Source organism: Onishia taeanensis, from assembly GCF_900100755.1.
Classification (GTDB): Bacteria; Pseudomonadota; Gammaproteobacteria; order Pseudomonadales; family Halomonadaceae; genus Onishia; species Onishia taeanensis.
Genome location: NZ_FNCI01000009.1, coordinates 45,424 through 67,356 on the forward strand (window position 1 = coordinate 45,424; position 21,933 = coordinate 67,356).

Consider the following 21,933-nt stretch of genomic DNA (forward strand, 5'->3'; position numbering starts at 1 on the left):
ACAGACGACGGCGCGATCGAGCAGGAGCCGCTTAGCGGCGGGCCTGCATCAGGTCAACGAACTTGTCGAACAGCGGCGCGACATCGCGCGGGCCAGGGCTCGCTTCGGGGTGGCCCTGGAAGCTGAACGCCGGACGATCGGTGCGCTCGATGCCCTGCAGCGAGCCATCGAACAGCGAGCGATGCGTCGCGCGCAGCGTTTCCGGCAGGCTCGCTTCGTCGGCGGCAAAGCCGTGGTTCTGGCTGGTGATCATCACCTGGCCGGTTTCCAGGTCCTGGACCGGATGGTTGGCGCCGTGGTGGCCAAACTTCATCTTGACGGTCTTGGCACCGCTGGCCAGCGCCAGCAGCTGATGCCCCAGGCAGATGCCGAACACCGGCAGCTCGGTGTCGAGGATCTCGCGGATCGCCGTGATGGCGTAATCGCAGGGCTCGGGGTCGCCCGGGCCATTGGCCAGGAAGACGCCGTCCGGGTTGAGCGCCAGCACCTCGGCGGCCGGGGTCTGGGCCGGCACCACGGTCAGGCGGCAGCCGCGGGAAGCCAGCATCCGCAGGATGTTGCGCTTGACGCCAAAATCATAAGCGACCACATGGAAGGGGCGCTCATTAGCGGTGGTATCGGCATAGCCCTGGCCCAGGGTCCACTCACCTTCGCTCCACTCATACGGGCTCTGACAGGACACCACCTTGGCCAGATCCATGCCCTTGAGACCCGGGAAGGCCTTGGCCGCGGCCAGGGCACGCTCGACGGCGTCATCGCCCTCGGCTTCCGCGCCGGCCAGGATGGCGCCGTTCTGGGCCCCCTTGTCGCGCAGGATGCGGGTCAGGCGGCGGGTGTCGATGTCGGCGATGCCGAGCACATTCTGGCTTCTCAGGTAGTCGTCGAGGCGCTGCTCGCTACGAAAGTTGCTGGCCAGCAGCGGCAGGTCGCGAATCACCAGACCGGCAGCGGCAATGGCGCCGGATTCGACGTCTTCTGAATTGATGCCGGTATTGCCGATGTGGGGATAGGTGAGGGTGACGATCTGTCGGGTGTAGGAGGGGTCGGTGAGAATTTCTTGGTAACCGGTCATGGCGGTATTGAACACCACTTCACCGCTGGTTTGCCCATCGGCGCCGATCGCGGTGCCATGGAATACGCTGCCATCTTCCAAGGCCAATATCGCGGGTTTGTTCAACGCAACTTCCTCCCATGCTCAGGAGACCGTCAGGGGCAACGGTCTCATCGTCCGACGACTAGTGTGTTTTTGCGGCGGGCGCTGCCGGCGGCTCGTAAAAAAGCGGGACGAAACCCGAAAAACCGGTTCCATCCCGCTTGTTGTCATTCGCTCGACGTGCCTGCTTGGGCGATTCGCTACAAGCGAGATAACACCGCCCGGCCAAAAAATTTGATCAATGTTACCGGAAACAGCGCCCGGCGGCTAGCCCTTTGGTCCAATGGACGCCAGACGCCGTGCGGGTTTGCGTTATTTCAATTCGAGCACATCCTGCATGTCATAGCGACCAGCCTCCCGGCCGGACACCCAGCGCGCCGCGCGCACCGCCCCCTTGGCGAAGGTCATGCGGCTCGAGGCCTTGTGGGTAATCTCGATGCGCTCGCCTTCGGTGGCGAACATCACCGTGTGCTCACCGACGATATCGCCGGCGCGCACGGTGGCGAAGCCGATCTCCTTGTCGGTGCGCGGCCCGCACTGGCCGACCCGCTCGAAGACGCCGTATTCCTTGAGGGGACGCTCCAGCGCATCGGCCATCACCTCGCCCATCTTCAGTGCCGTGCCGGAAGGCGCATCGACCTTGTGGCGATGGTGAGACTCGATCACCTCGATATCGTAGCCCTCGTCACCCAGCGCCTTGGCAGCGGTCTCCAGCAGCTTGAGGGTCAGATTGACGCCGACACTCATGTTTGGCGCGAAGACCATCGGCACCCGATCACGATAGCCGTCGAGCGTGGCGATCTCAGCGTCGGAAAGCCCGGTGGTGCCAATCACGATTGCCTTGCCATGCTCGGCGCACAGCGCCAGGTTGGAAAGCGTGACCTGAGGGGCGGTGAAGTCGATCAGCACATCGACGTCATCAAGCACGGCGCCAAGGGAGTCGCTTGCCACCACCCCGAGCTTGCCGAGCCCCGCAAGCTCGCCGAGATCGGCACCCGCAAGCGAGCTACCGGACTCGACGATGCCCGCGGCCAGAATGGCATCCGGATCCTGAGTGACGGCGTTAACCAGGGTGCGGCCCATGCGGCCAGCGGCACCGACGATGGCAATGCGGGGAGCGTGAGAGGACATAGGGTCTCCAGGCGGTTGGCGAAACTCGCGGGGCAAATCGCGGAGCATCACGAGGCAGGTCGTGTAAGTGGAACGTCGTAGGAAACGTCGTACAAAAAGTCGCGGGAGTATAGCAACTGTCGGCGCGGCGCGTCTGTCATGCGCGCGCCACGCGACTGGCCTAAGCTCCAAGGGTCATCACACCGGTTACCACCATGCCTCGTCCCCATTGGCCCTACTGGCCTGCTTCGGGCCCTGACTCAGCTCCTCACGCAGCTCCTCACGCAGCTCCTCACGCAGCCCCGCGAGCAGGCGCGCGCACAAGGCCCTGGCGCCTGCTGCTGCGACTTGGCGCCTGGCTGCTGCCCGTCATCGTTACACTTGCCCTGATACCCCTGGGCTGTGCGGGCGGCGTCAGGCCGACCCAGCTGGCCCCGTCAACTGGCGCACCTAACGCAGGCATCGAGGAGTGCGGCACTCTGCAACTGCCCTCCCAATGGCATTCCGAGAGCCAGCGTGGCGGCCCTCTGAACGACACGGCGCTGGGCGGACTCTCGGCGCTGGGCTGGGACAGCGATGCCCAGCGGCTCTACCTGTTATCCGATCGCGGCCAGCTATACCAGGCACAGCTCACCTTCACCGCCGGCAGGCTCAGCGGTTTCACGCTGCTGGCCTCTCTAGCCCTCAAGGATGCCGCTGGCCAGCCGCTCGAAGACGACGCCGCCGATGCCGAATCGCTGATCGTCGAGAATGGCGCCAACGGGATAGCCGGCGACGCTATCCTGCTGGTTGGCTTCGAGCGCGAACATCGCCTGCAGCGTTTCACGCCCGACGGCCGGCCGGTGGGTCAGCCGATGCGACCAAAGGGCTTCGAGGGCGCCGACTTCAACGCCGGCGCCGAGGCTCTCGCCATTGACCGTCGCGAGGGGCTTATCGTCGGCCTGGAAAGTTCGCCCGCCGGCATGCCGGCGGGCACCACGCGCCTGTTCGCCCCCGCCAGCGGTCGACAATGGCGCTACGCCTTGGCGCCGGAGGCGGGCAGCAGCCTGACGGATATGGAAGGAAACGGCGATACCCTGCTGGCACTGGAACGCGCCTTTGCGCCGCCGGCGCCGCTGGTAATCAGCCTGCGTCGCGTGCGCCTCAGCGACAGCCAGGAGGCCGAGGTCGAAACCCTCGCGCGCCTTTCCAGCGGCGAGGGCTGGCGGCTGGATAACTTCGAAGGACTGACACGGCTCGACAATGGCCGCTTCCTGATGGTCAGTGACGACAACTTCATCGCGCTGCAAACGACCCTGCTCAGCTGTTTCTCGCTGCCAAGCGACTGAGAGCATCATCACGCCACAGCAATCCCATCGCCGCCAGCACCAGCACACTACCGGGCAGCCACTCCCAGCCAAGCCGGCCAGGCGCCTGGAGAAACAGCAGCAGCATCGACACGAAGGGCACCAGGTAGCCATAGGCCGTCACGGCAGCGGGGGTGAGCACCGCCGTGGCTCGCTGCTGCAGCCAGAAAGTCACCGCGCTGGAGAAAAGCCCCAGGTAGACCACCACCAGCGCGTCTCTGAGGCGCATCTTGGATAGCGCCGCTACAGGCTCAACGACCAGGCCCAGGGCGCCGATCAGGGTCCCTCCCAGCGCCAGACTCCAGAAGGTGCGCACCGCCGCCGAGCTCGACAGCCACCCCCGAGCCAGCCCCCATTTGGACAATACCGGATAGAGCGCACTGGCCATGCAGCCGAGCAGAAACACCGCCTCGCCGCGCCCGAAGACGATACCCTGGCTGACACTGGCCCGACCCTCGGCCTCGACTACCGCCAATAGCAGCGCACCGGCGGCCCCCATGGCAAGCAGCAAAGGCAGCCGCCAGCCGCGGCGCTCGAGCCCTGCGGCAAGGCCGAACAAGAAGGCCAGCAGCGGCACACTGACGAACAGTGTGGCCATCGACAGCGCCGTCGCATGATGGGCCGCCCAGAACATGGCCGCAAAGAAGCCGGCCAGGCACAGGCCCATGGCCCCGTAAAGCAGCCAGGCAGCGCCATGGGGCCAGCGATCCGGCGCTCGCCTAGCCAGCCCCCAGAGCGCCAGCGCCGCTATCGCAAAGCGCAGGGCCGTCAGCAGCATGGGCGGCAGATCGGCGCTGATCAGCCCCACCGCCGGAAACGACAGGCCGACCAGCAGCGCCCACAGCAGCAAGCCAAGGTGGGCCTTGAGGATCACGGAGCGCGTCTAGTCAGTTTTCCCAGACCAATGTCAGCGGCTCATCGCCGGCCATGCGCTCCAAGTGGCTCGCGACCACGCCTTCCAGCGTATCGAGGCTCTCGACATCCAGCGCCTCGACGGCTACCCGCAGGTGGGTGGCATCGGCTTCCATCAGGCAGGTGCCAGCCTCGAAGTGGATACGGCCATGTCCCTCTTCGTGCTCGACTTGGAACTTGTGCGCCCAGTGCTTGCAAAGCCGCTTGATCAGCTTGGCTCCGGACTCGGTGGGAATTTCAGTACGTGAAATGGGCATCGTGGACTCTTCATTCCTTAGTGATGGACCTCCAGCCTAAGACCGCAACCCCAGCGAGCGCCAGCCCATCGGGGGACAAACAGCGCCCCGGCTATCTAGACGCTGCCTGGGGATTGCGCCATACTGCGCCTCATTTGCAAATAAGAATCAGAACTAAACGGCAACAGGACCTGTCAGCGTCCGCTGGCCGCTCTCGACGTGACCCAACCACGAGTAAGACATCCGCTCATGCATAGCTCACTGCTCAAGACCATCATTGGCACGGCCATCGCCCTCACCTCCATGGCCACACAGGCCGATCCCATCACCGTCACCGACATCGCCGGCCGCGAGGTCACCCTCGACGCGCCAGTGGAGCGCGTGATCCTGGGCGAAGGGCGCCAAATCTATCTATTGGGAGCACTGGAGCCCGAAGATCCCTTCGCGCACGTCGTCGGCTGGCGCAAGGACTTTTCCGAGGCCGATCCGGACAACTACGCGGCCTATGCCGCCAAGTTCCCGGAACTGAAGGACATTCCCACCTTCGGCGGCTTCAAGGACGGCACCTTCGACGTCGAGCAGGCCGCCACGCTGCAGCCGGACGTGGTGCTGATGAACCTCGAGGCCAAAGCGGCCACCGAGGATGCCGCCTACGACGACAAGCTGGCCCAGCTCGGTATTCCGATCGTCTATGTGGACTTCCGCGAGGACCCCATCAAGCACACCATCCCCTCCATGCGTCTGATGGGCCGCCTATTGGGCGATGAGGAAAGGGCGCAGGACTTCATTGACTTCGCCGAAGCGCAGATGGCCCGGGTCACCGACACAATCGAGGCGGCCGACCCCGAGCGTCCAAAGGTCTTCATTGACCGTGCCGGCGGCTACTCGGAAGACTGCTGCATGAGCTTCGGGCCGGCCAACTTTGGCGAGTATGTCGAACTCGCGGGAGGCGCCAACATCGCCGCCGATATCATTCCCAACACCTTCGGCACTCTCAACCCCGAGCAAATCATCGCTGCCAACCCCGACCACGTGGTCGTCACCGGCGGCAGCTGGGACGCCTACGTGCCCGACGGTAACTGGGTCGGCGTGGGGCCGGGTGCCGACCTGGACGTGGCCCGAGAGAAGCTTCAAGCGCTGACCGAGCGCACCGCCATGACCGGCATCAACGCCGTCAAGAATGACAACTTCCATGCCATTTGGCACCAGTTCTACAACAGCCCCTATTACTTCGTGGCCGTGCAGCAGCTCGCCAAATGGCTACACCCGGAACTGTTCAGCGACCTGGACCCCGAGGCGACGCTAAAGACCCTGCACGAGCGCTTCCTGCCGGTCGATTACCAAGCCGGCTATTGGGTTTCCTTGAATGAGCACTGAGACGACCTTAAGCACGGCCTCCCCAGATGCAAAAGAGGGAGGCTTCTACCGCTCTTTAGTGATCCGGCGCCAGCTGATTCTGGCCGCCCTCACCCTGGCGCTGGGCCTGAGCCTATGCTTTGACCTGGCACTTGGGCCGGCGCGCTATGGCCTGGGCCAAGTGATCACCGCCCTGCTGACACCGGATGCCGTGAGCGAGCCGGTCAGGGTCATCCTGTGGGAAATCCGCATGCCTGTCGCACTGATGGCACTGGTGGTCGGCGCCAGCCTGTCGATCGCCGGCGCCCAGATGCAGACCATCCTCAGTAACCCGCTGGCCAGCCCCTTCACGCTGGGCATTTCCGCTGGTGCCAGCTTCGGCGCCGCGCTGGCGCTGGCCTTTGGGGTGTCACTGGTGCCGGCGGCGGTCGACTACATCATTCCGATCAATGCCTTCGTGATGGCCATGCTGACCGCCGGCGCCATTCATCTGCTGAGCATGCGGCGCGGCGTCACCATCGAGACCATCGTGTTGCTGGGCATCGCCATGGTGTTCATCTTCAACTCGCTGATGGCACTGATCCAGTTCTTCGCCAGCCAGCAAGCGGTATCGGCGGTAGTGTTCTGGACCATGGGCAGCCTGACCAAGGCCACCTGGTCCAAGCTGTGGATCGCCCTTGGCGTGCTGGCCGTTATTCTGCCGCTGCTGGCGCGTCACGGCTGGGCGCTGACCGCCATGCGCATGGGCGATGCCAAGGCCGAGAGCCTGGGCGTCAACCCGAGGGCGCTACGCCTGGAGGTGCTGGTGCTGGTCTCGCTGCTGGCCGCCATCTCGGTTGCCTTCGTCGGCACCATCGGCTTCATTGGCCTGGTCGGGCCGCATATCGCCCGCATGCTGCTGGGGGAAGACCAGCGCTTCTTCTTGCCTGGCTCGGCGCTCTGCGGCGCCCTGATCCTCTCGGTCGGCTCCGTGCTGTCGAAGATCATCCTGCCCGGCACCATTATCCCCATCGGCATCATCACCTCGCTGGTGGGCATTCCGTTCTTCCTGTTCCTCGTGCTCCGCCACAAGAAGGCTTCATGGTAACGCTTACGCTAGAACACCTTTCGGCACACTACGGCCGGCGCCAAATTCTCTCGGAGATCACCACGCCCACCTTCGCCGGCGGCCAGATCGTGTCTCTGCTAGGCCCCAACGCCGCCGGCAAGTCGACCCTCTTCCGGCGCATCCTTGGGCTGCTCAAGGGCGGTGGCGAAGTACGCATCGAGGGCGCCACCAGCGAGCGCCCGGTGGCCTATATGCCCCAGGAAACGGGTTCCAGTGCGGTGCTAACGGTCTACGAATCGGTGCTGCTGGCACGCATGCAGGGGCGTAGCCTGAAGGTTCAGCCCGAAGACCTGCGCGAGGTGGATCGCGCCCTCGAGGACCTGGGCATCGAAACACTGAGCAAGCGCGATATCGGCGACCTCAGCGGCGGGCAGCGACAACTGGTGAGCGCGGCTCAGGCGCTGGTCCAGGCGCCAGAAATCCTGCTACTGGACGAACCAACCTCGGCGCTGGACCTTCACCGCCAGATCAGCCTGCTAAGCATCCTGCGGCGGCTGGCCCGCGAGCGAGAGATGCTGGTCATTGCCTCGCTGCACGACATCGGCCATGCGCTGCGCTTCACCGACCAGGCCATGGTGCTGGAAAACGGCCAGCTGGTGGCCTGCGGCACCACCGAGCAGGTGGTGACTCCCGAGCTGCTGCGACAAGTCTTCCAGGTCGACGCCCGTATCGAGCCATGCTCGATGGGACGCCCCCAGCTCATCGTCGAAGCAGCCGTTTAAACCGCCCTTCGAACCCCGCAAGGACAGCGCCACCCAACACCAGCGGCAGGGCCAACAGGAAGCCGCTGGTGAGCGGTAGGCCAAATATCCACAGGTCTGCCAGTACCGGCCAGATCAGCGCCACATACTCGAACGGCGCCAGACGCGAGACCTCGGCGTAGCGCAGCGCCAGCGTCATGCAGATGTGCGCCGCACCGCCGAACAGCCCCGACAGCACCAGCAAGCCAAGCGTCTCTCCGGATACGGCCACCCAACCCAGCGGCAGTGTCGCCAGCCCCGCCAGGGTGGTGACCATCACGAAGTAGAAGGCGATGGAGGCCGCCGTCTCGGTGCGCGAAATGCGCCGTACGGTCATCAACGCCCCCGCCGTCAGCAAGGCCGCCAGGATACCCAGCAGATACCCCAGCACGCGCACGCCCTCCTGAGGGCCCTGCAGGTCCGGCACCACCAGCACCGCGACCCCGCTGAGCACCAGCGCCAGGGCTAGCCCCCGGTGCAGGGAGAACCGCTCGCCCAGCAGCAGCACCCCGCCCACCGCCATGGCGACCGGCGATAGCTGTGCCAGCAGCGTGGCTTCGGCCACCGGCAGCCTCGCCACGGCCGCGAAGGAGGCAAACATAGCCGCCGCCCCCAATCCCGAGCGCACCAGGTGCCCAAGCGGGCGACGCGTGGCCAGGGCCGCCGGAAACTGCCGGCGCCACGCCATGAAGGCCACGATCGGCAACAGCGCAAACACCGAGCGAAAGAACACGGTCTGCCCCAGCGGCACATCCACACTCACCGCCTTGACGCACACCATCATCCCGGTGAAGAGGATGCCTGATAGCAGCCTGAGCAGAATGCCGGCCAAGGGCCGATCCGCAACATCGTCCATGAGTGTCCTTATCGTTCGATCTAGGTAAAAAAGGGTGGCCTGCGTCTTGCCGTCGAAAGGCGGCTCACCGGCAAGCGAGGCAATATGGTACACGGGAATCAGGAATGATTCCCATCTTCAGACGAAAAAGGCCCCGCTCCCTTAACAGAGAGCGGGGCCTTGATCGTTCGGGAAAGAAACCGACTTACGGCTTCATGTCCTCGAAGAACTTCTTCACGCCGTCGAAGAAGCTGGTCTTCTTCGGCGAGTGATGGCTGTTGCTGCCTTCCAGGCTGTCCTGGAACTGGCGCAACAGGTCCTTCTGGTCGTCGCTGAGCTTGACCGGTGTTTCCAACACGACCTTGCACAGCAGATCGCCTGCGGGACCACCGCGCACCGGCTTGACGCCCTTGCCGCGCATGCGGAACAGCTTGCCGGTCTGGGTCTCGGCGGGGATCTTCAGCTTGACCCGGCCATTCAGGGTCGGCACTTCGAGCTCACCGCCGAGGGCGGCGTCGACGAAGTTAATCGGCACTTCGCACTGCAGGTCGCGACCGTCGCGGCGGAATATCTTGTGCGGCTTGATCGCCACCTGCACGTAGAGATCGCCGGGCGGCCCACCGTTGAGGCCGGCTTCGCCTTCGGCGTTGAGGCGAATGCGGTCACCGGTATCGACGCCTGCGGGAATCTTCACCGACAGGGTGCGGGTCTCGCGCACGCGGCCCTCGCCATGACACTCGTGGCAGGGCACCTTGATCTGCTGACCGCTGCCGTGACAGGTCGGGCAGGTCTGCTGCACGGCGAAGAAGCCCTGCTGCATGCGTACCTGGCCGTGACCGGCACAGGTCGGGCAGGTTTCCTTGGTGGAGCCGGGCTCGGCACCACCGCCGTCACAGCGGCCGCATTCGACGTGGCGCGGCACCCGAATATCCACCGAGGTACCGGCCACGGCATCCTCGAGGTCGAGCTCGAGGTTGTAGCGCAGGTCGGAGCCGCGCTGCGGGGCGTTCGGGTTGCGCCGACCACCGCCGCCGCCGAAGATATCCCCGAACACGTCGCCGAAGATATCGCTGAAGCCACCGGCGCCGGCGCCGCCGCCGAAACCACCGCCGGCCTGACCGTCAACGCCGGCATGGCCGAACTGGTCGTAGGCCGCACGCTTCTCGTCGTCGCTCAGAACCTCATAGGCCTCGGAGACCTCTTGGAACTTCTGCTGGGCGCTTTCGTCATCCGGGTTACGGTCCGGGTGAAACTTCTGGGCAAGGCGTCGGTAGGCTTTCTTGACCTCTTTCTGGTCAGCCCCGCGCTCGATGCCCAGAACTTCATAGTAATCACGTTTGGACATAGTTCTGTCCGCCTCCGTAGCGACAGTGCGGAAACACCAACGCGGGAGTCAGGCTCCCGCGCTGGCGTCATCCATCATTCAGATGTCGTGGTTTACTGCTTTTTCTGGTCGTCGTTGACTTCTTCGTACTCGGCGTCGACCACGTCATCTTCCTGCTTGGCACTCGCCTCGGCGCCAGCTTCGGCCTGCTCGCCTTCGGCCTGCTCGGCGTACATCTTCTGCGCCAGGGCACCGGAGGCTTCGGTCAAGGCATCCAGCTTGGCCTGGATGTCTTGCTGGTCATCGCCCTTGGAGGCTTCTTCCAACTCGGCAATTGCCGTTTCGATCTTCTGCTTCTCATCGTCGGTCGCCTTGTCGCCGGCTTCCTCGATGGTCTTGCGGGCAGCGTGGACCATGCCGTCGGCCTGGTTACGCAGCTGGACCAGCTCCTCGAACTTCTTGTCCTCGTCGGCGTGAGCCTCGGCGTCGCGGACCATCTGCTCGACTTCTTCATCGGACAGGCCACTGGAGGCCTTGATGACGATCGACTGCTCCTTGCCGGTCGCCTTGTCCTTGGCGGACACGTTCAGGATGCCGTTGGCGTCGAGGTCGAAGGCGACTTCGATCTGCGGCACGCCGCGCGGCGCCGGCGGAATGTCGGCCAGGTCGAAGCGACCCAGAGACTTGTTACCGCTGGACTGCTTGCGCTCGCCCTGCAGGACGTGAATGGTCACGGCCGTCTGGTTGTCATCCGCAGTCGAGAAGGTCTGAGTCTTCTTGGTCGGGATGGTCGAGTTCTTCTCGATCAGCGGCGTCATCACGCCACCCAGGGTCTCGATGCCGAGGGTCAGCGGGGTCACGTCGAGCAGCAGCACGTCCTTGACGTCGCCGCCCAGCACGCCGCCCTGGATCGCGGCGCCCACGGCCACGGCTTCGTCCGGGTTGACGTCCTTGCGGGCGTCCTTGCCGAAGAACTCGGCGACCTGCTTCTGCACCATCGGCATGCGGGTCTGACCGCCTACCAGGATCACGTCGTCGATCTCGGAGGAGGACAGGCCGGCGTCGGACAGTGCAGTCTTGCAGGGGCCCATGGAGCGCTTGACCAGATCTTCGACCAGCGACTCGAGCTTGGCACGGGTCACCTTGACGTTGAGGTGCTTGGGACCGGTGTTGTCGGCCGTGATGTACGGCAGGTTGACGTCGGTCTGCTGGGCGCTGGACAGCTCGATCTTGGCCTTCTCGGCAGCTTCCTTGAGGCGCTGCATGGCGAGGTTGTCGCCGGACAGATCAATGCCGCTGTCAGACTTGAACTGATCGACCAGGTAGTTGATCAGTTGCATGTCGAAGTCTTCGCCGCCCAGGAAGGTGTCGCCGTTGGTGGCGAGCACTTCGAACTGGGTTTCGCCGTCGACGTCGGCCACTTCGATGATGGAGATATCGAAGGTACCACCGCCCAGGTCATAGACCGCCACGGTCTTGTCGCCGCGCGCTTTGTCCATGCCGTAGGCCAGTGCGGCTGCGGTCGGCTCGTTGATGATGCGCTTGACCTCGAGGCCGGCGATGCGACCCGCGTCCTTGGTAGCCTGACGCTGAGAGTCGTTGAAGTAGGCCGGCACGGTGATGACCGCCTCGGTCACTTCTTCGCCCAGGTAGTCCTCGGCGGTTTTCTTCATCTTCTTCAGGACTTCAGCGCTGACCTGCGGCGGTGCCAGCTTCTTGTCCTTCACCTGCACCCAGGCGTCGCCATTGTCGGCTTCGGTGATGGTGTAAGGCACCATCTTGATGTCCTTCTGGACGACATCGTCCTTGAAGCGACGGCCGATCAGACGCTTGATGGCGTACAGGGTGTTCTGCGGGTTGGTGACGGCTTGGCGCTTGGCCGCCTGTCCCACCAGCGTCTCGCCATCATCGGTGTAGGCGATGATGGACGGCGTGGTGCGACCACCTTCAGCGTTCTCGATGACTTTGGCGCTGTCGCCGTCGAGAACGGCGACACAGGAGTTGGTTGTCCCCAGGTCAATACCGATGATGCGTCCCATAGGAAATCCTCGAAAGTCGTTGCGAAAAGTCGTTGCTTTGGTTCGTTACTCGCGACAAATGCCGCGGGGTTGTCGTCTATGTGGGGGCCGCTGTGATCATTTCAAGCCCTTTTTTTGACGACGTTTCCTGATTTTCTGTCATGCACCACTGTGGCGCAGGCGGCGGGCGCACCGCGAAGGGGGCCGCCCGCCAACCTCGATCAGCTCGCGGCCTGGCTGACCACGACCATCGCCGGGCGGATTAGGCGACCGTTGAGCAGGTAGCCCTTTTGCATCACCTCGATGACCGAATTGGGCTCGACATCCGGCGACGGCACCATGGTCAAGGCCTCGTGAAACTGCGGGTCGAACGGCTCGCCCTGCGGGTCGACGACCTCGACCCCGAACTTGGCCAGCACGTCCTTCTTCATCTTGAGGGTCATCGCCACGCCTTCGCGATGCGTTTCGCTGGCGCCATCTTCCATGGCTTCCTGGGCCTTCTCGAGGCTGTCGATGACCGGCAGCAGTTCCTTGACGAACTTCTCCAGCGCGAACTTGCGCGCCTTCTCGACATCCTGCTCGGCACGGCGACGCACGTTCTGCGCCTCGGCCGCGGCGCGCAGCTGCTGGTCCTTGGCCTCTTTCAGGCTCTCTTCGAGCTCTTCGACCTTCGCGGCCAGCACGTCAGCCTCGGCGTTGTCGACGACTTCGCTCTCAGGCTCGATGGCCTCGACGGTTTCCTGGATTTCTTCCTCGAGCGTGCTGTGCTCGGTCTCTTCTTGCTGTGATGGCGTCTGAGGTTCTTTGGCCATGAAGCATCTCCTGACGTCGAAAGGCGGCCAAAAGCCGCCCTGGCAGCTGAATGGGTCAACTGATTCGGGTGAACTCCCGCCTATATGGGGATGGTCACGGCGAACTCAAGGCATGACGCGACAGCGTTTGCACTGGCAATTGAAGGAGGGTGTAGACTACTGTATAAACGCACAGACCACGACGCGAGACGGCGGGACATTACCCATCACGTGCGGGAGACAGCCATGCTGGTGCAGCTTGCCATTCAGGACTTTGCCATTGTCGAGCGACTCGACCTGGAACTTCAGGGCGGCATGACCGCCATCACCGGCGAAACCGGCGCCGGCAAATCGATTCTGCTTGGCGCCCTGGGGCTTTGCCTCGGCGAGCGCGCCGATGCCGGCAGCGTGCGTCATGGCGCCGAGCGCGCCGACCTGAGCGCCCGCTTCGATATCGCCGACCTGCCGTCTGCCCGCGCCTGGCTGGAGGCCCGCGAGCTGCCCGCCGACGACTGCCTGCTGCGCCGGGTCATCACCAAGGGTGGCCGTTCCAAGGCCTGGATCAACGGCCAGCCGGCGACGATTGCCGATCTCAAGTCGCTCGGCGAGCACCTGATCGAAATTCACGGCCAGCACGCACACCAGGCGCTTCTGAACGAAGATACGCACCTGCGGCTGCTCGACGACTTTGCCGGCCACCGACCCGCCGTGACCCAGCTGGCCGAGACCTTCCGGGCCTGGCAGGCGAGCCGCCGGCAGCTGAAGCGCCTTGCCGAGGACGGCGACGAGATCCAGGCCCGCCGCCAGCTGCTGCGCTATCAGGTCGAAGAGCTCGACCAGCTGGCACTGGCCGATGGCGAGCTCGCCGAGCTCGAGGAAGAGCAGGAGCGCCTCGCCCATGCCGAGGAACACCTGCGCGAGAGCCAGTTCGCCAGTGAGTGCTGCGAGAGTGACGAAGGCGGCGCCCTGACCCTGCTCAACCAGGCCATGAGCCATCTTTCCCCTCTGCCCGGCAGCGAAAAAGGCGCCCTGGCCGAGGCGCTGGGCATGCTCGACAGCGCGCGGATTCAGATCGAGGAAGCGGCCCGGGAGCTGGCCCGCTTTGCCGACGCCACCGAGCTCGACCCAGAGCGCCTGTCAGAGGTCGACCATCGCCTCGGCGAAGTCCATCGCATCGCTCGCAAGCATCACGTCATGCCCGAGGAAGTCACCGCCCTGCATCGGCGGCTGAGCGAAGAGCTCGAAGGCCTGGATGGCGGTGAGCACGATATCGAAGCGCTCAGCGCCGACGTGGAGGCCCTGCGCGAGCAGTGGCGCGCACAGGCCAAGGACGTCAGCGAGGCACGTCACAAGGCCGCCAAGCGATTCGGCAAGGAAGTGCAGGGCCAGCTGGCGTTTCTGGCCATGGGTAAGGCGCGCTTCGAGGTCGCCTTGGAGGAACGTACCGGCCCGACGCCGGATGGCCTCGATCGCGTGCAGTTCTTGATCAGCGCCAACCCGGGGCAGCCGGCACGGGCGCTGACCAAGGTGGCATCCGGTGGCGAGCTGTCGCGCATCAGCCTCGCCATCCAGGTAGTGGCCGCCAGCCACTCGACGATTCCCACCCTGGTGTTCGATGAGGTCGACGTGGGTATTTCCGGCGCCACCGCCGAAATCGTCGGCCAGCTACTCAAGCGACTCGGCGCCAGCGGCCAGGTGATGACCGTGACACACCTGCCCCAGGTCGCCGCCCAGGCGCACCAGCACCTGCATATCGAGAAACAGGCCAAGCGCGACAGCACCCAGACCCGCATGGCGCTACTGGACGAAGGAGGCCGCATCAGCGAACTGGCCCGCATGCTGGGCGGCGTCAACCTGTCCGAACGCACCCTGGCGCACGCCCGGGAAATGCTCGACGCCAGCCAGCGCCCGCACCACTGAGGCCAGGGCCGCCCACCGCCCTTTCTCACAGGTCTTTCTCGACCCTATACACGACGCTATACAAGAAGCCCAGACACAAAGACGCCGACCTTTCGAGGTCGGCGTCTTTGTGAGATAGATCGCTGTCAGGCGCAGGCACGGCGAGTGCGGCTCAACCATGCCTTGTCGATAGCGGCCTGCCAGGCGCTATTCTCAGGATTTAGACGACTTGGGATTCGGAATTTCCTGGCGCGTGGCCTTGGAACCCTTGGGGCGCACATAGAGCACCAGCGCGTGGTCGACGAGCTCGTAGCCATGCTCATCGACGATCTCCTGCTGGCGCCGCTCGATTTGTTCATCGTAGAACTCGACGATCTCGCCGCTCTCGAGGCACACCATATGGTCATGGTGTTCATCATGAGACAGCTCGAAAACGGCATGCCCGCCATCGAAATTATGGCGCACCACCAGGCCTGCAGACTCGAACTGAGTCAGCACGCGGTAGACGGTAGCGAGCCCGACATCTTCGCCTGCGTCCAGTAACGCCTTATAGACGTCTTCTGCGCTCAGGTGATGCTGGTCGGGGGCATTCTCGAGGATCTGCAGTATCTTGACGCGCGGCAGTGTGACCTTGAGGCCCGCCTTGCGCAGTTCATGGTTCTGGTCGGCCATGGTTGCTCTTCGCAGTAACGTGTAGGGTCGGGTATGATCGACCGAATCCACGATAGTGAAGAACAGGCGCAAATGCAAAAGTTGATGAAAATAGTCACCCTTTCGCTGACCCTGACGCTAGTCACCGGGTGCAGTTATCTGGGCGTTTACAAGCGCGATCTGGTTCAGGGCAACCTGGTGACCCAGGACGCTGTCAGCCAGCTGCAGCCCGGCATGAGCCGCAGCCAGGTCAAGGCGATCATGGGCAGTCCGCTGCTCGAGGCGCCCTTCAGTGACGACGAATGGGATTACCTGTTCCGCCTCGACAAGGCCTACGGTGGGGTCGATAAGCGACGCGTGACCCTGAGCTTCGAGAACAACCGCCTGGTCGACATGAGCATGAGCGGCGACTTCGATGAGGCGCTGGACTTCACCGCTCAGCCGGGCATGGGCCCCGACAACATGCCCGAGGACGATTCGGTGCCGCTGCGCCCGGGCAATGCGCCCACCGTGGGTACGCCGATCGAATAACGCTGGGGAGAGTGCGCGAAGGCTCGGCGTAGCGGCCGCTACGCCGAGCCAGCACTAGCGGGATGTCGCCGCCTTGGCCGCGCGAGCAGCACGCGCGGCCTTGGGGTCGATCTTGAGCGGCCGATAGACCTCGACCCGGTCTCCCTCGCGCAGGGCATGGCGCTCGGGGTCACGCAGGGCCTTACCGAAGATTCCCAGGTCCGCCTTCAGGAACGCCTCTGCCGGCACATCGGGAAAGTACCGCCCCAGCTCCGCCATCGATACCGCCTGGCGAGCCGTGGTGCCGGGCGGTACCTGCATGTCGACGATCTTCTGGCGTGTCGGCAGCGCGTAGGCCACCTCGACCCGGATCGGGCCTGCCTCAGTAGCGTCCATCGCCGCCATAGAGGTCATTGGCACGGCGCGAGAAGGAGTCGACCAGTTGACCGGCCACCTGCTGAAAGAGCTTGCCAAAGGCCATGCCCAGCAAGCGGTTGGCAAACTCGAATTCCATCTCCAGGCTCACCTTGCAGGCCTGCTCGCCCATCGGCGTGAATAGCCAGCGTCCGCGCAGGCGCCGAAACGGCCCCTGCACCAGCGACAGCTCGATGCGCTCGGGGCTGTAGAGGTCGTTGCGCGTTGTGAAGCTTTGCTCGACGCCAGCCTTGGCAAGCGTCAGCTCACCAATCAGGTGCTCCTCATCTGACTCGATCAGACGGGCCCGTCGACAGCCCGGCAGAAACTCCGGGTAGCGTTCGAAATCATTGACCAGGTCGAACATCGCCTGGGGGGAGTGCCGCACCAGGGCGGACCGATTGACCGTTGGCATCTACCTCTCCGCTGACTTTACAGGGGCTTGGGCGTATCATGAGCGGTTAATTCGTCAGGCCTTGAATGGTATCACGCTTCCCCCCACCTACCATCCAACGCAGTGAAGCGAACACCGAGGCATATCGAGACAGAGGTTCCATGGCCAATAAAAAAGGCAAGGGCAAGGGCCCGAGCAGCAACGTCATCGCCCAGAACAAGAAGGCGCGCTTCGAGTATCACATCGACGAGACCTTCGAGGCCGGCCTGGCTCTGTCCGGCTGGGAGGTGAAGAGTCTGCGCGCGGGCAAGGCCCAGCTCACCGACACTTACATCCTGATCAAGAACAGCGAAGCCTGGCTGCTGGGCAGTCATATCACGCCGCTCAACACCATCAGCACGCATGAGCTTGCCGATCCGACCCGGACCCGCAAGCTGCTGCTGCATCGCAAGGAGATCGCCAAGATCTTCTCGCGCACCCAGGACAAAGGGCACACCTGCGTGCCCCTCAAGCTCTACTGGAAGCAGAACCTGATCAAGTGCGAGCTGGCACTGGTGACGGGCAAGAAGCAGCACGACAAGCGAGCCACCGAGAAGGAGCGCGATTGGAATCGCCAGAAGGCACGCATCATGCGCGACGCCAAGTAAGGCGGTCATATTTTACGTCCGTACACCTTGAACTGGCGTAAAGATGGCCCCACCTGTTAAACTGAAGACGTTCCACGGGGGCGACATGGCTTCGACGCCGATGACAACCTCCTAGGTGCATGCCGAGAGCGTGATGTATCTCGTAAATCCAACATCACGACTAAATAGTCGCAAACGACGACAACTACGCTCAGGGCGCACTGGCAGCTTAAATAGCTGTTAGTTGTTAGCCTGGCCCAGAAGTTACGTGCCCATTCGTGACGGACGGGATAAGAGCCAAAGATAATGGGATCGCGGTTGGTAGCGTCTTCCTGCCAAACGTTAAACTTTAGAAGAATCGCGGTACTGGATCCTGCCCGTCGGAGCCAGTCCTGCTAAATCAAAAGACGGACCTAAGCATGTAGAGCCGAAGAGCGCGTGTCGGCGGACGCGGGTTCAATTCCCGCCGCCTCCACCAACACCAGAGAAAAGCCACCCAACCGGGTGGCTTTTTTCGTTTCCGCCTCCTCCATCAACAGCAGAAAACGCCCAAACCAACTTCCACTTTCACCCCAGCCACTGCCGCACTGGGCCCTCGGGGCTTGCTCTAAGTCACAGGCAGTGGAACCATCACGCTTGGATTGACTCTCACTGCGCTAAACTATGCCGAGGAGGTTCGATGTTTGCCTTGATGCGCCACCTGTCCCTGGCCACCCTGCTGGCCACTACCACCCTGACGCCGGCACTTGCGCAGGAAACCACCGAACAGCCGGTCTTCGGCTGGGTTGAAAAAGCCCTCGTCGAACCCTGGGGCGTTGAGGTAAAGGCCAAGCTCGACAGCGGCGCCCTGACCTCGTCGCTGGATGCCCGCGACATCGAGCGCTTCGAGAAAGATGACGAAGACTGGGTGCGCTTCCGGCTCGAGCTCGAAGATGAAGCAACAGGCGAGATGTTTGAAAAGACCCTCGAACGGCCGGTAAATCGCGACCTGGTACTGCGTGGCGCCGGCGGCACCTCGCATCGTCCAACCGTCATCATGACCATCTGCCTGGGCGATACCCGCTACGAGGAAGACTTCAGCCTGCGTAATCGCAGCAAGATGAACTATCCGCTGCTACTGGGTCGTCGCACCATTAGCCACCTGGGCGTGCTGGATGTCGACAAGACCTTCCTCAGCGACCCTGGCTGCGACGAGGACTCCAAGACGGTGCCCTACGCCGACGAGAAATAGCGCCCCTGGCAGGCATAAAAAAGACCACCCGCGAGCGGGTGGTCGAAGGTACTGCTCAAGGTACTGCTTGCTTGCCAAAAACGACGTCTCGAAAACCATTGTCTAAGGCCTCTTGTGGTCGGCATTGACCGAGAGGCCTAGCACCAAGACTTGGCATCGGGCGCCAAGCAGACGCCCGATGCGCGAATATTCAGCTGGCCAGCAGGGTCTCTTTGGATCTACGGCGCATTTCGCTGGCCTGCGCCATACGCCACTCCAGATCCTCTGCCCGACATTTGACGCTATGACAGCGGGCACAGGTCACCACTTGCCGGTCTTCATCGCAGGTGGGAATTCGGAAATGCTGGGCTCCGCACAGCGCACATTCCAGCTCCAAACGAACTTCCAACATACCGCTTCCCTCGTGGTGATGTGATGCGTCACGCGCTTCCTGCGCCGACGACTTCTGGTATTGTATAGTGCACGACAAATTGCTCAATGTACAATCTCTGTATAACTAGAGACTAATCATGAGACAATAGCTGGCACTGGCGCCAATCCGGCGACGTTTATAGCGTAACGACATGACCACGGCATGACAGGCAACGTCTTGTGACTGGCCTCCGCGCATGCTGTGATACCGAGCAACGCGCCGCAGAGCGCCCCACACCATTCACCCCCATTACATGGAGACATGTGTGCTGAAATCGCGACTGCTACCCTTGACGGTCTGGCTGCTGACGGCGCTGATGCTGTTCGGCTTGCCGGCACAGGCTCAAGAGAGCCCTCCCTCCGATGCCCCCGCCTACTCCACGCTGGCTGACCTGCTGGAAAATGAGGCAACCCGATCCCAGCTGATCGACCAACTGCGAGGCATGGCCGATAGCGCCCAGGAAGGCGCCAAGGAGAGCGCTCAGGCCGCAACCGACTCGAGCACCGCGGCCGCCGCCGATCAGGCCCCTAGCGGCCAGGAAGCCAATGCGGCCTCCCTGCCGCGCCAGCTGGCCGAAATGACCAGCACGATCGCCAGCGAGATCGGCAGCCAGCTCGAGGGGCTCGTGGCAGCGCTCAGCGGCATTTTCCAGGGGTCCGGCACGGGGCAGGCGTTCGACATGGACGCCTTCAGCTCGGCGGCACTGAACCTGGGGCTGGTGATCATCGCCACCTTTGTGGTGTTCGTCGCGCTCAGGCGCATTGCACGCCCGGCCTTCTCATCGGTCGGCCGTTGGTCCCAGCAGGGGGCCGGCATGACGCCAGTGCTTCGCCTGGTGCTGGCCGTGGCGATCGCCGCCTTCGTCGACGTGCTGGTGATTGCGCTGGCCTACGTGGGCGGCAACCTGCTGGCCACTTTCGCTATCGGCGAAAGCGGCGAGCTGTCGACCCGCGCCTCGCTGTTCCTCAATGCCTTCCTGGTCATCGAACTGCTCAAGGCGGGGGTACGCATGCTGTTCGCCTCTCGCTACGAGGGGCTGCGCCTGCTGCCCATCACAGCCAAAGAAGCGAGCTACTGGAACCGCTGGCTGGCTCGCCTGATCGGCCTGGTCGGCTACGGCCTGATGGTGGTGGTACCGCTGCTCAACTACTACCTGTCGCCGGCCCTTGGCGAAGGCGTAGGCGCCCTGATCATGATCGCCGCCTTCATTTATGCCGTAGGCGTGGTACTCAAGAACCGTCAGCGCCTGCGCGACGGCATCAATGCCCATGCCGCCAAGGCCACCATGAGTGCCACCCGGGTCTCGCTGAAGCTGTTTGCCCGCGTATGGCATCTGCTGGCGATCGCCTACTTCCTGATGGTGCTGGTGCTGACCTTCACCCGCCCGGAAGATGCGCTGCCCTTCGTGATGATCGCGACCTTACAGACCCTCGTCGTGGTTGGCGCCGGCATGCTGATCTCCAGCTTCCTGACCCAAACCATCGGCAAGCGCATTCGGCTGCCGGATGACCTCAAGCGCAAACTGCCGCTGCTCGAAACGCGCTTGAATGCCTACGTGCCCAACCTGCTGCGCGTGGTTCGGGTGCTGATCCTGATCACCGTGATCATGATCGCTGCCAGCGCCTGGGGCATCTTCGACCTGGCCGCCTGGTATGCCACCGACCTGGGCCACGGCCTGGTCGCCAAGGTCGTCAGCGTGCTGCTGATCGTGACCGTGGCCATGGCCATCTGGATCGGGCTTGCCAGCTTGATCGAGCACCGCCTCAACCCCGAAACCGGCAGCGGCGAGCCCACGGCGCGCGCCCAAACGCTGCTGAGCCTGTTCCGCAACGCCCTGGCCATCACCATCATCGCCATGACGCTGATGATTGCGCTGTCCGAGATCGGCATCAATATCGGCCCGCTGATCGCAGGTGCCGGGGTGCTGGGCCTGGCCATCGGTTTCGGTGCCCAGAAGCTAGTACAGGACATCATCACCGGGGTGTTCATCCAGGTGGAAAACGCCATGAACACCGGCGATGTGGTTACCGTGGGTGGCGTCACCGGCACCGCTGAGCGCTTGAGCATCCGCTCCGTGGGCATCCGCGACCTGTCCGGCACCTACCACATCGTGCCCTTCTCAAGCGTCGATACCGTATCCAACTACATGCGTGAGTTCGCCTATCACGTCGGGGAATACGGCATCGCCTATCGCGAGAGCATCGACGAGGCGATCGAGTGCCTGAAGGATGCCTTCGAGGAGCTATCCGCCAGCGACGACCACAAGCAGAATCTGCTTGCGCCGCTGGAAGTCGCCGGCGTCATCGCTCTGGCCGACAGCTCGGTGAACATCCGCGTGCGCCTGAAGACCACGCCGGGCACCCAGTGGGCCACCGGTCGTGCCTACAATCGCTTGGTCAAGATGCACTTCGACGCGGCAGGCATCGAGATTCCCTTCCCGCATACCACGCTCTATTTCGGCGAGGACAAGGATGGCTCGGCGCCAGCCGGCAACATTCGCGTCCTGGAAGGGCGTGCTAAGCGCCGCTCCAGTGCCGACAAGGACGACGAATCTCACGATGAGCAGCCGGTCGAGCAAGGCAAGGGATCGATTCCCGCGGTCGACTACGACGGTGAGAGCGACGAGACCTGATCCTGAATCAAATAGACAAGGATCGATCATGGGCCACCCTTGGGTGGCCCTTTTTTATGCCCGGCTTCTGAACCGCGAGCATATCGCCAAGCGTTGACGGCCATCCCTGGCAAGCCATCACCTGGGCCGGTCACTGTCCTTCTGCTCGCCCCGGCCTGGGTCCCCCCTGGCCCGAGCCTGAGACTGGTGGGCAAGCGGCATCGACCCGGCTTGTTCATGCTGACCTCTGAGCGCC

21 protein-coding genes and 1 other RNA gene are annotated in these 21,933 nt (G+C 63.5%); 10 read left to right on the forward strand and 12 right to left on the reverse strand.

Going from position 1 to position 21,933, the window contains the following annotated elements; all coding sequences use genetic code 11:
* Positions 1-31: 31 nt before the first annotated feature.
* Both carA and dapB read right to left on the reverse strand, forming a co-directional pair.
* Complete coding sequence (gene carA, locus BLR71_RS11720; RefSeq protein ID WP_092526433.1) at positions 32-1,177, reverse strand: glutamine-hydrolyzing carbamoyl-phosphate synthase small subunit; 1,146 nt, start codon at positions 1,175-1,177, stop codon at positions 32-34.
* 288 nt (positions 1,178-1,465) lie between these two features.
* Entirely contained in the window at positions 1,466-2,284 is an 819-nt protein-coding gene (dapB, locus tag BLR71_RS11725; RefSeq protein WP_092526436.1) for a 4-hydroxy-tetrahydrodipicolinate reductase, read from the reverse strand.
* A 194-nt stretch (positions 2,285-2,478) separates the two neighbouring features.
* Here dapB and BLR71_RS11730 point away from each other — a divergent pair, with 194 nt between their 5' ends.
* Positions 2,479-3,591 (forward strand): esterase-like activity of phytase family protein, encoded by a 1,113-nt coding sequence (locus BLR71_RS11730; RefSeq protein WP_092526439.1) that lies wholly within the window; start codon positions 2,479-2,481, stop codon positions 3,589-3,591.
* Here the strand turns inward: BLR71_RS11730 and BLR71_RS11735 are convergent.
* A complete protein-coding gene (locus BLR71_RS11735; protein ID WP_245696424.1) occupies positions 3,563-4,483 on the reverse strand; it encodes a DMT family transporter in 921 nt (306 codons plus the stop codon). The two genes, BLR71_RS11730 and BLR71_RS11735, sit on opposite strands and share 29 nt — an antisense overlap.
* 13 nt (positions 4,484-4,496) lie before the next feature.
* A complete protein-coding gene (locus tag BLR71_RS11740; protein WP_092526442.1) occupies positions 4,497-4,778 on the reverse strand; it encodes a DUF2218 domain-containing protein in 282 nt (93 codons plus the stop codon).
* Positions 4,779-5,006: 228 nt separating this feature from the next.
* Between BLR71_RS11740 and BLR71_RS11745 the strand changes: the two genes are divergently transcribed.
* Genes BLR71_RS11745 through BLR71_RS11755 form a run of 3 tightly spaced genes read left to right on the forward strand, consistent with a single transcriptional unit; the run spans position 5,007 to position 7,943 of the window.
* Positions 5,007-6,134: an ABC transporter substrate-binding protein gene (locus BLR71_RS11745; RefSeq protein WP_092526445.1), complete on the forward strand. Its 1,128-nt coding sequence runs from the start codon at positions 5,007-5,009 to the stop codon at positions 6,132-6,134.
* Positions 6,124-7,200 (forward strand): FecCD family ABC transporter permease, encoded by a 1,077-nt coding sequence (locus BLR71_RS11750; RefSeq protein ID WP_092526448.1) that lies wholly within the window; start codon positions 6,124-6,126, stop codon positions 7,198-7,200. Before BLR71_RS11745 ends, BLR71_RS11750 begins: the two co-directional genes overlap by 11 nt.
* Positions 7,194-7,943 (forward strand): ABC transporter ATP-binding protein, encoded by a 750-nt coding sequence (locus BLR71_RS11755; protein WP_092526451.1) that lies wholly within the window; start codon positions 7,194-7,196, stop codon positions 7,941-7,943. Before BLR71_RS11750 ends, BLR71_RS11755 begins: the two co-directional genes overlap by 7 nt.
* Here the strand turns inward: BLR71_RS11755 and BLR71_RS11760 are convergent.
* The 4 genes from BLR71_RS11760 to grpE all read right to left on the reverse strand — a co-directional run bounded on the left by BLR71_RS11760 (position 7,921) and on the right by grpE (position 12,950).
* Positions 7,921-8,817, reverse strand: coding sequence for a DMT family transporter (locus BLR71_RS11760; RefSeq protein WP_092526454.1), 897 nt, complete (start codon positions 8,815-8,817; stop codon positions 7,921-7,923). The two genes, BLR71_RS11755 and BLR71_RS11760, sit on opposite strands and share 23 nt — an antisense overlap.
* A gap of 184 nt (positions 8,818-9,001) precedes the next feature.
* Positions 9,002-10,141: a molecular chaperone DnaJ gene (gene dnaJ, locus BLR71_RS11765; protein ID WP_092526457.1), complete on the reverse strand. Its 1,140-nt coding sequence runs from the start codon at positions 10,139-10,141 to the stop codon at positions 9,002-9,004.
* Positions 10,142-10,233: 92 nt separating this feature from the next.
* Complete coding sequence (gene dnaK / locus BLR71_RS11770) at positions 10,234-12,159, reverse strand: molecular chaperone DnaK (RefSeq protein ID WP_092526460.1); 1,926 nt, start codon at positions 12,157-12,159, stop codon at positions 10,234-10,236.
* A 200-nt stretch (positions 12,160-12,359) separates the two neighbouring features.
* Positions 12,360-12,950, reverse strand: coding sequence for a nucleotide exchange factor GrpE (grpE, locus tag BLR71_RS11775; RefSeq protein WP_092526464.1), 591 nt, complete (start codon positions 12,948-12,950; stop codon positions 12,360-12,362).
* 225 nt (positions 12,951-13,175) lie between these two features.
* Here grpE and recN point away from each other — a divergent pair, with 225 nt between their 5' ends.
* Positions 13,176-14,849, forward strand: a complete 1,674-nt coding sequence (gene recN, locus BLR71_RS11780) for a DNA repair protein RecN (RefSeq protein WP_092526467.1) — start codon at positions 13,176-13,178, stop codon at positions 14,847-14,849.
* A 192-nt stretch (positions 14,850-15,041) separates the two neighbouring features.
* Here the strand turns inward: recN and fur are convergent, their stop codons facing one another.
* On the reverse strand, positions 15,042-15,500 hold the full coding sequence (fur, locus tag BLR71_RS11785) for a ferric iron uptake transcriptional regulator (RefSeq protein ID WP_092526470.1): 459 nt from the start codon (positions 15,498-15,500) through the stop codon (positions 15,042-15,044).
* A 72-nt stretch (positions 15,501-15,572) separates the two neighbouring features.
* Between fur and BLR71_RS11790 the strand changes: the two genes are divergently transcribed.
* Positions 15,573-16,010 (forward strand): outer membrane protein assembly factor BamE, encoded by a 438-nt coding sequence (locus tag BLR71_RS11790; protein WP_092526649.1) that lies wholly within the window; start codon positions 15,573-15,575, stop codon positions 16,008-16,010.
* 54 nt (positions 16,011-16,064) lie between these two features.
* Here BLR71_RS11790 and BLR71_RS11795 read toward each other — a convergent pair whose 3' ends face one another.
* On the reverse strand, positions 16,065-16,385 hold the full coding sequence (locus BLR71_RS11795; protein ID WP_092526652.1) for an RnfH family protein: 321 nt from the start codon (positions 16,383-16,385) through the stop codon (positions 16,065-16,067).
* Positions 16,372-16,818 carry a type II toxin-antitoxin system RatA family toxin gene (locus tag BLR71_RS11800; protein ID WP_092526473.1) on the reverse strand — a complete coding sequence of 149 codons (447 nt, stop codon included), beginning with the start codon at positions 16,816-16,818 and terminating at the stop codon, positions 16,372-16,374. Before BLR71_RS11800 ends, BLR71_RS11795 begins: the two co-directional genes overlap by 14 nt.
* A gap of 140 nt (positions 16,819-16,958) precedes the next feature.
* Between BLR71_RS11800 and smpB the strand changes: the two genes are divergently transcribed.
* The 3 genes from smpB to rloA3 all read left to right on the forward strand — a co-directional run bounded on the left by smpB (position 16,959) and on the right by rloA3 (position 18,654).
* Entirely contained in the window at positions 16,959-17,444 is a 486-nt protein-coding gene (gene smpB / locus BLR71_RS11805) for an SsrA-binding protein SmpB (protein WP_092526476.1), read from the forward strand.
* 76 nt (positions 17,445-17,520) lie between these two features.
* Positions 17,521-17,901, forward strand: a transfer-messenger RNA (tmRNA) gene (ssrA, locus tag BLR71_RS11810).
* A gap of 201 nt (positions 17,902-18,102) precedes the next feature.
* On the forward strand, positions 18,103-18,654 hold the full coding sequence (rloA3, locus tag BLR71_RS11815; RefSeq protein WP_092526479.1) for a retropepsin-like aspartic peptidase RloA3: 552 nt from the start codon (positions 18,103-18,105) through the stop codon (positions 18,652-18,654).
* A 190-nt stretch (positions 18,655-18,844) separates the two neighbouring features.
* Here rloA3 and BLR71_RS17480 read toward each other — a convergent pair whose 3' ends face one another.
* Complete coding sequence (locus BLR71_RS17480) at positions 18,845-19,045, reverse strand: hypothetical protein (protein ID WP_139172622.1); 201 nt, start codon at positions 19,043-19,045, stop codon at positions 18,845-18,847.
* A gap of 286 nt (positions 19,046-19,331) precedes the next feature.
* Here BLR71_RS17480 and ybiO point away from each other — a divergent pair, with 286 nt between their 5' ends.
* On the forward strand, positions 19,332-21,698 hold the full coding sequence (gene ybiO, locus BLR71_RS11825) for a mechanosensitive channel protein (RefSeq protein ID WP_092526485.1): 2,367 nt from the start codon (positions 19,332-19,334) through the stop codon (positions 21,696-21,698).
* Positions 21,699-21,933: the final 235 nt, after the last annotated feature.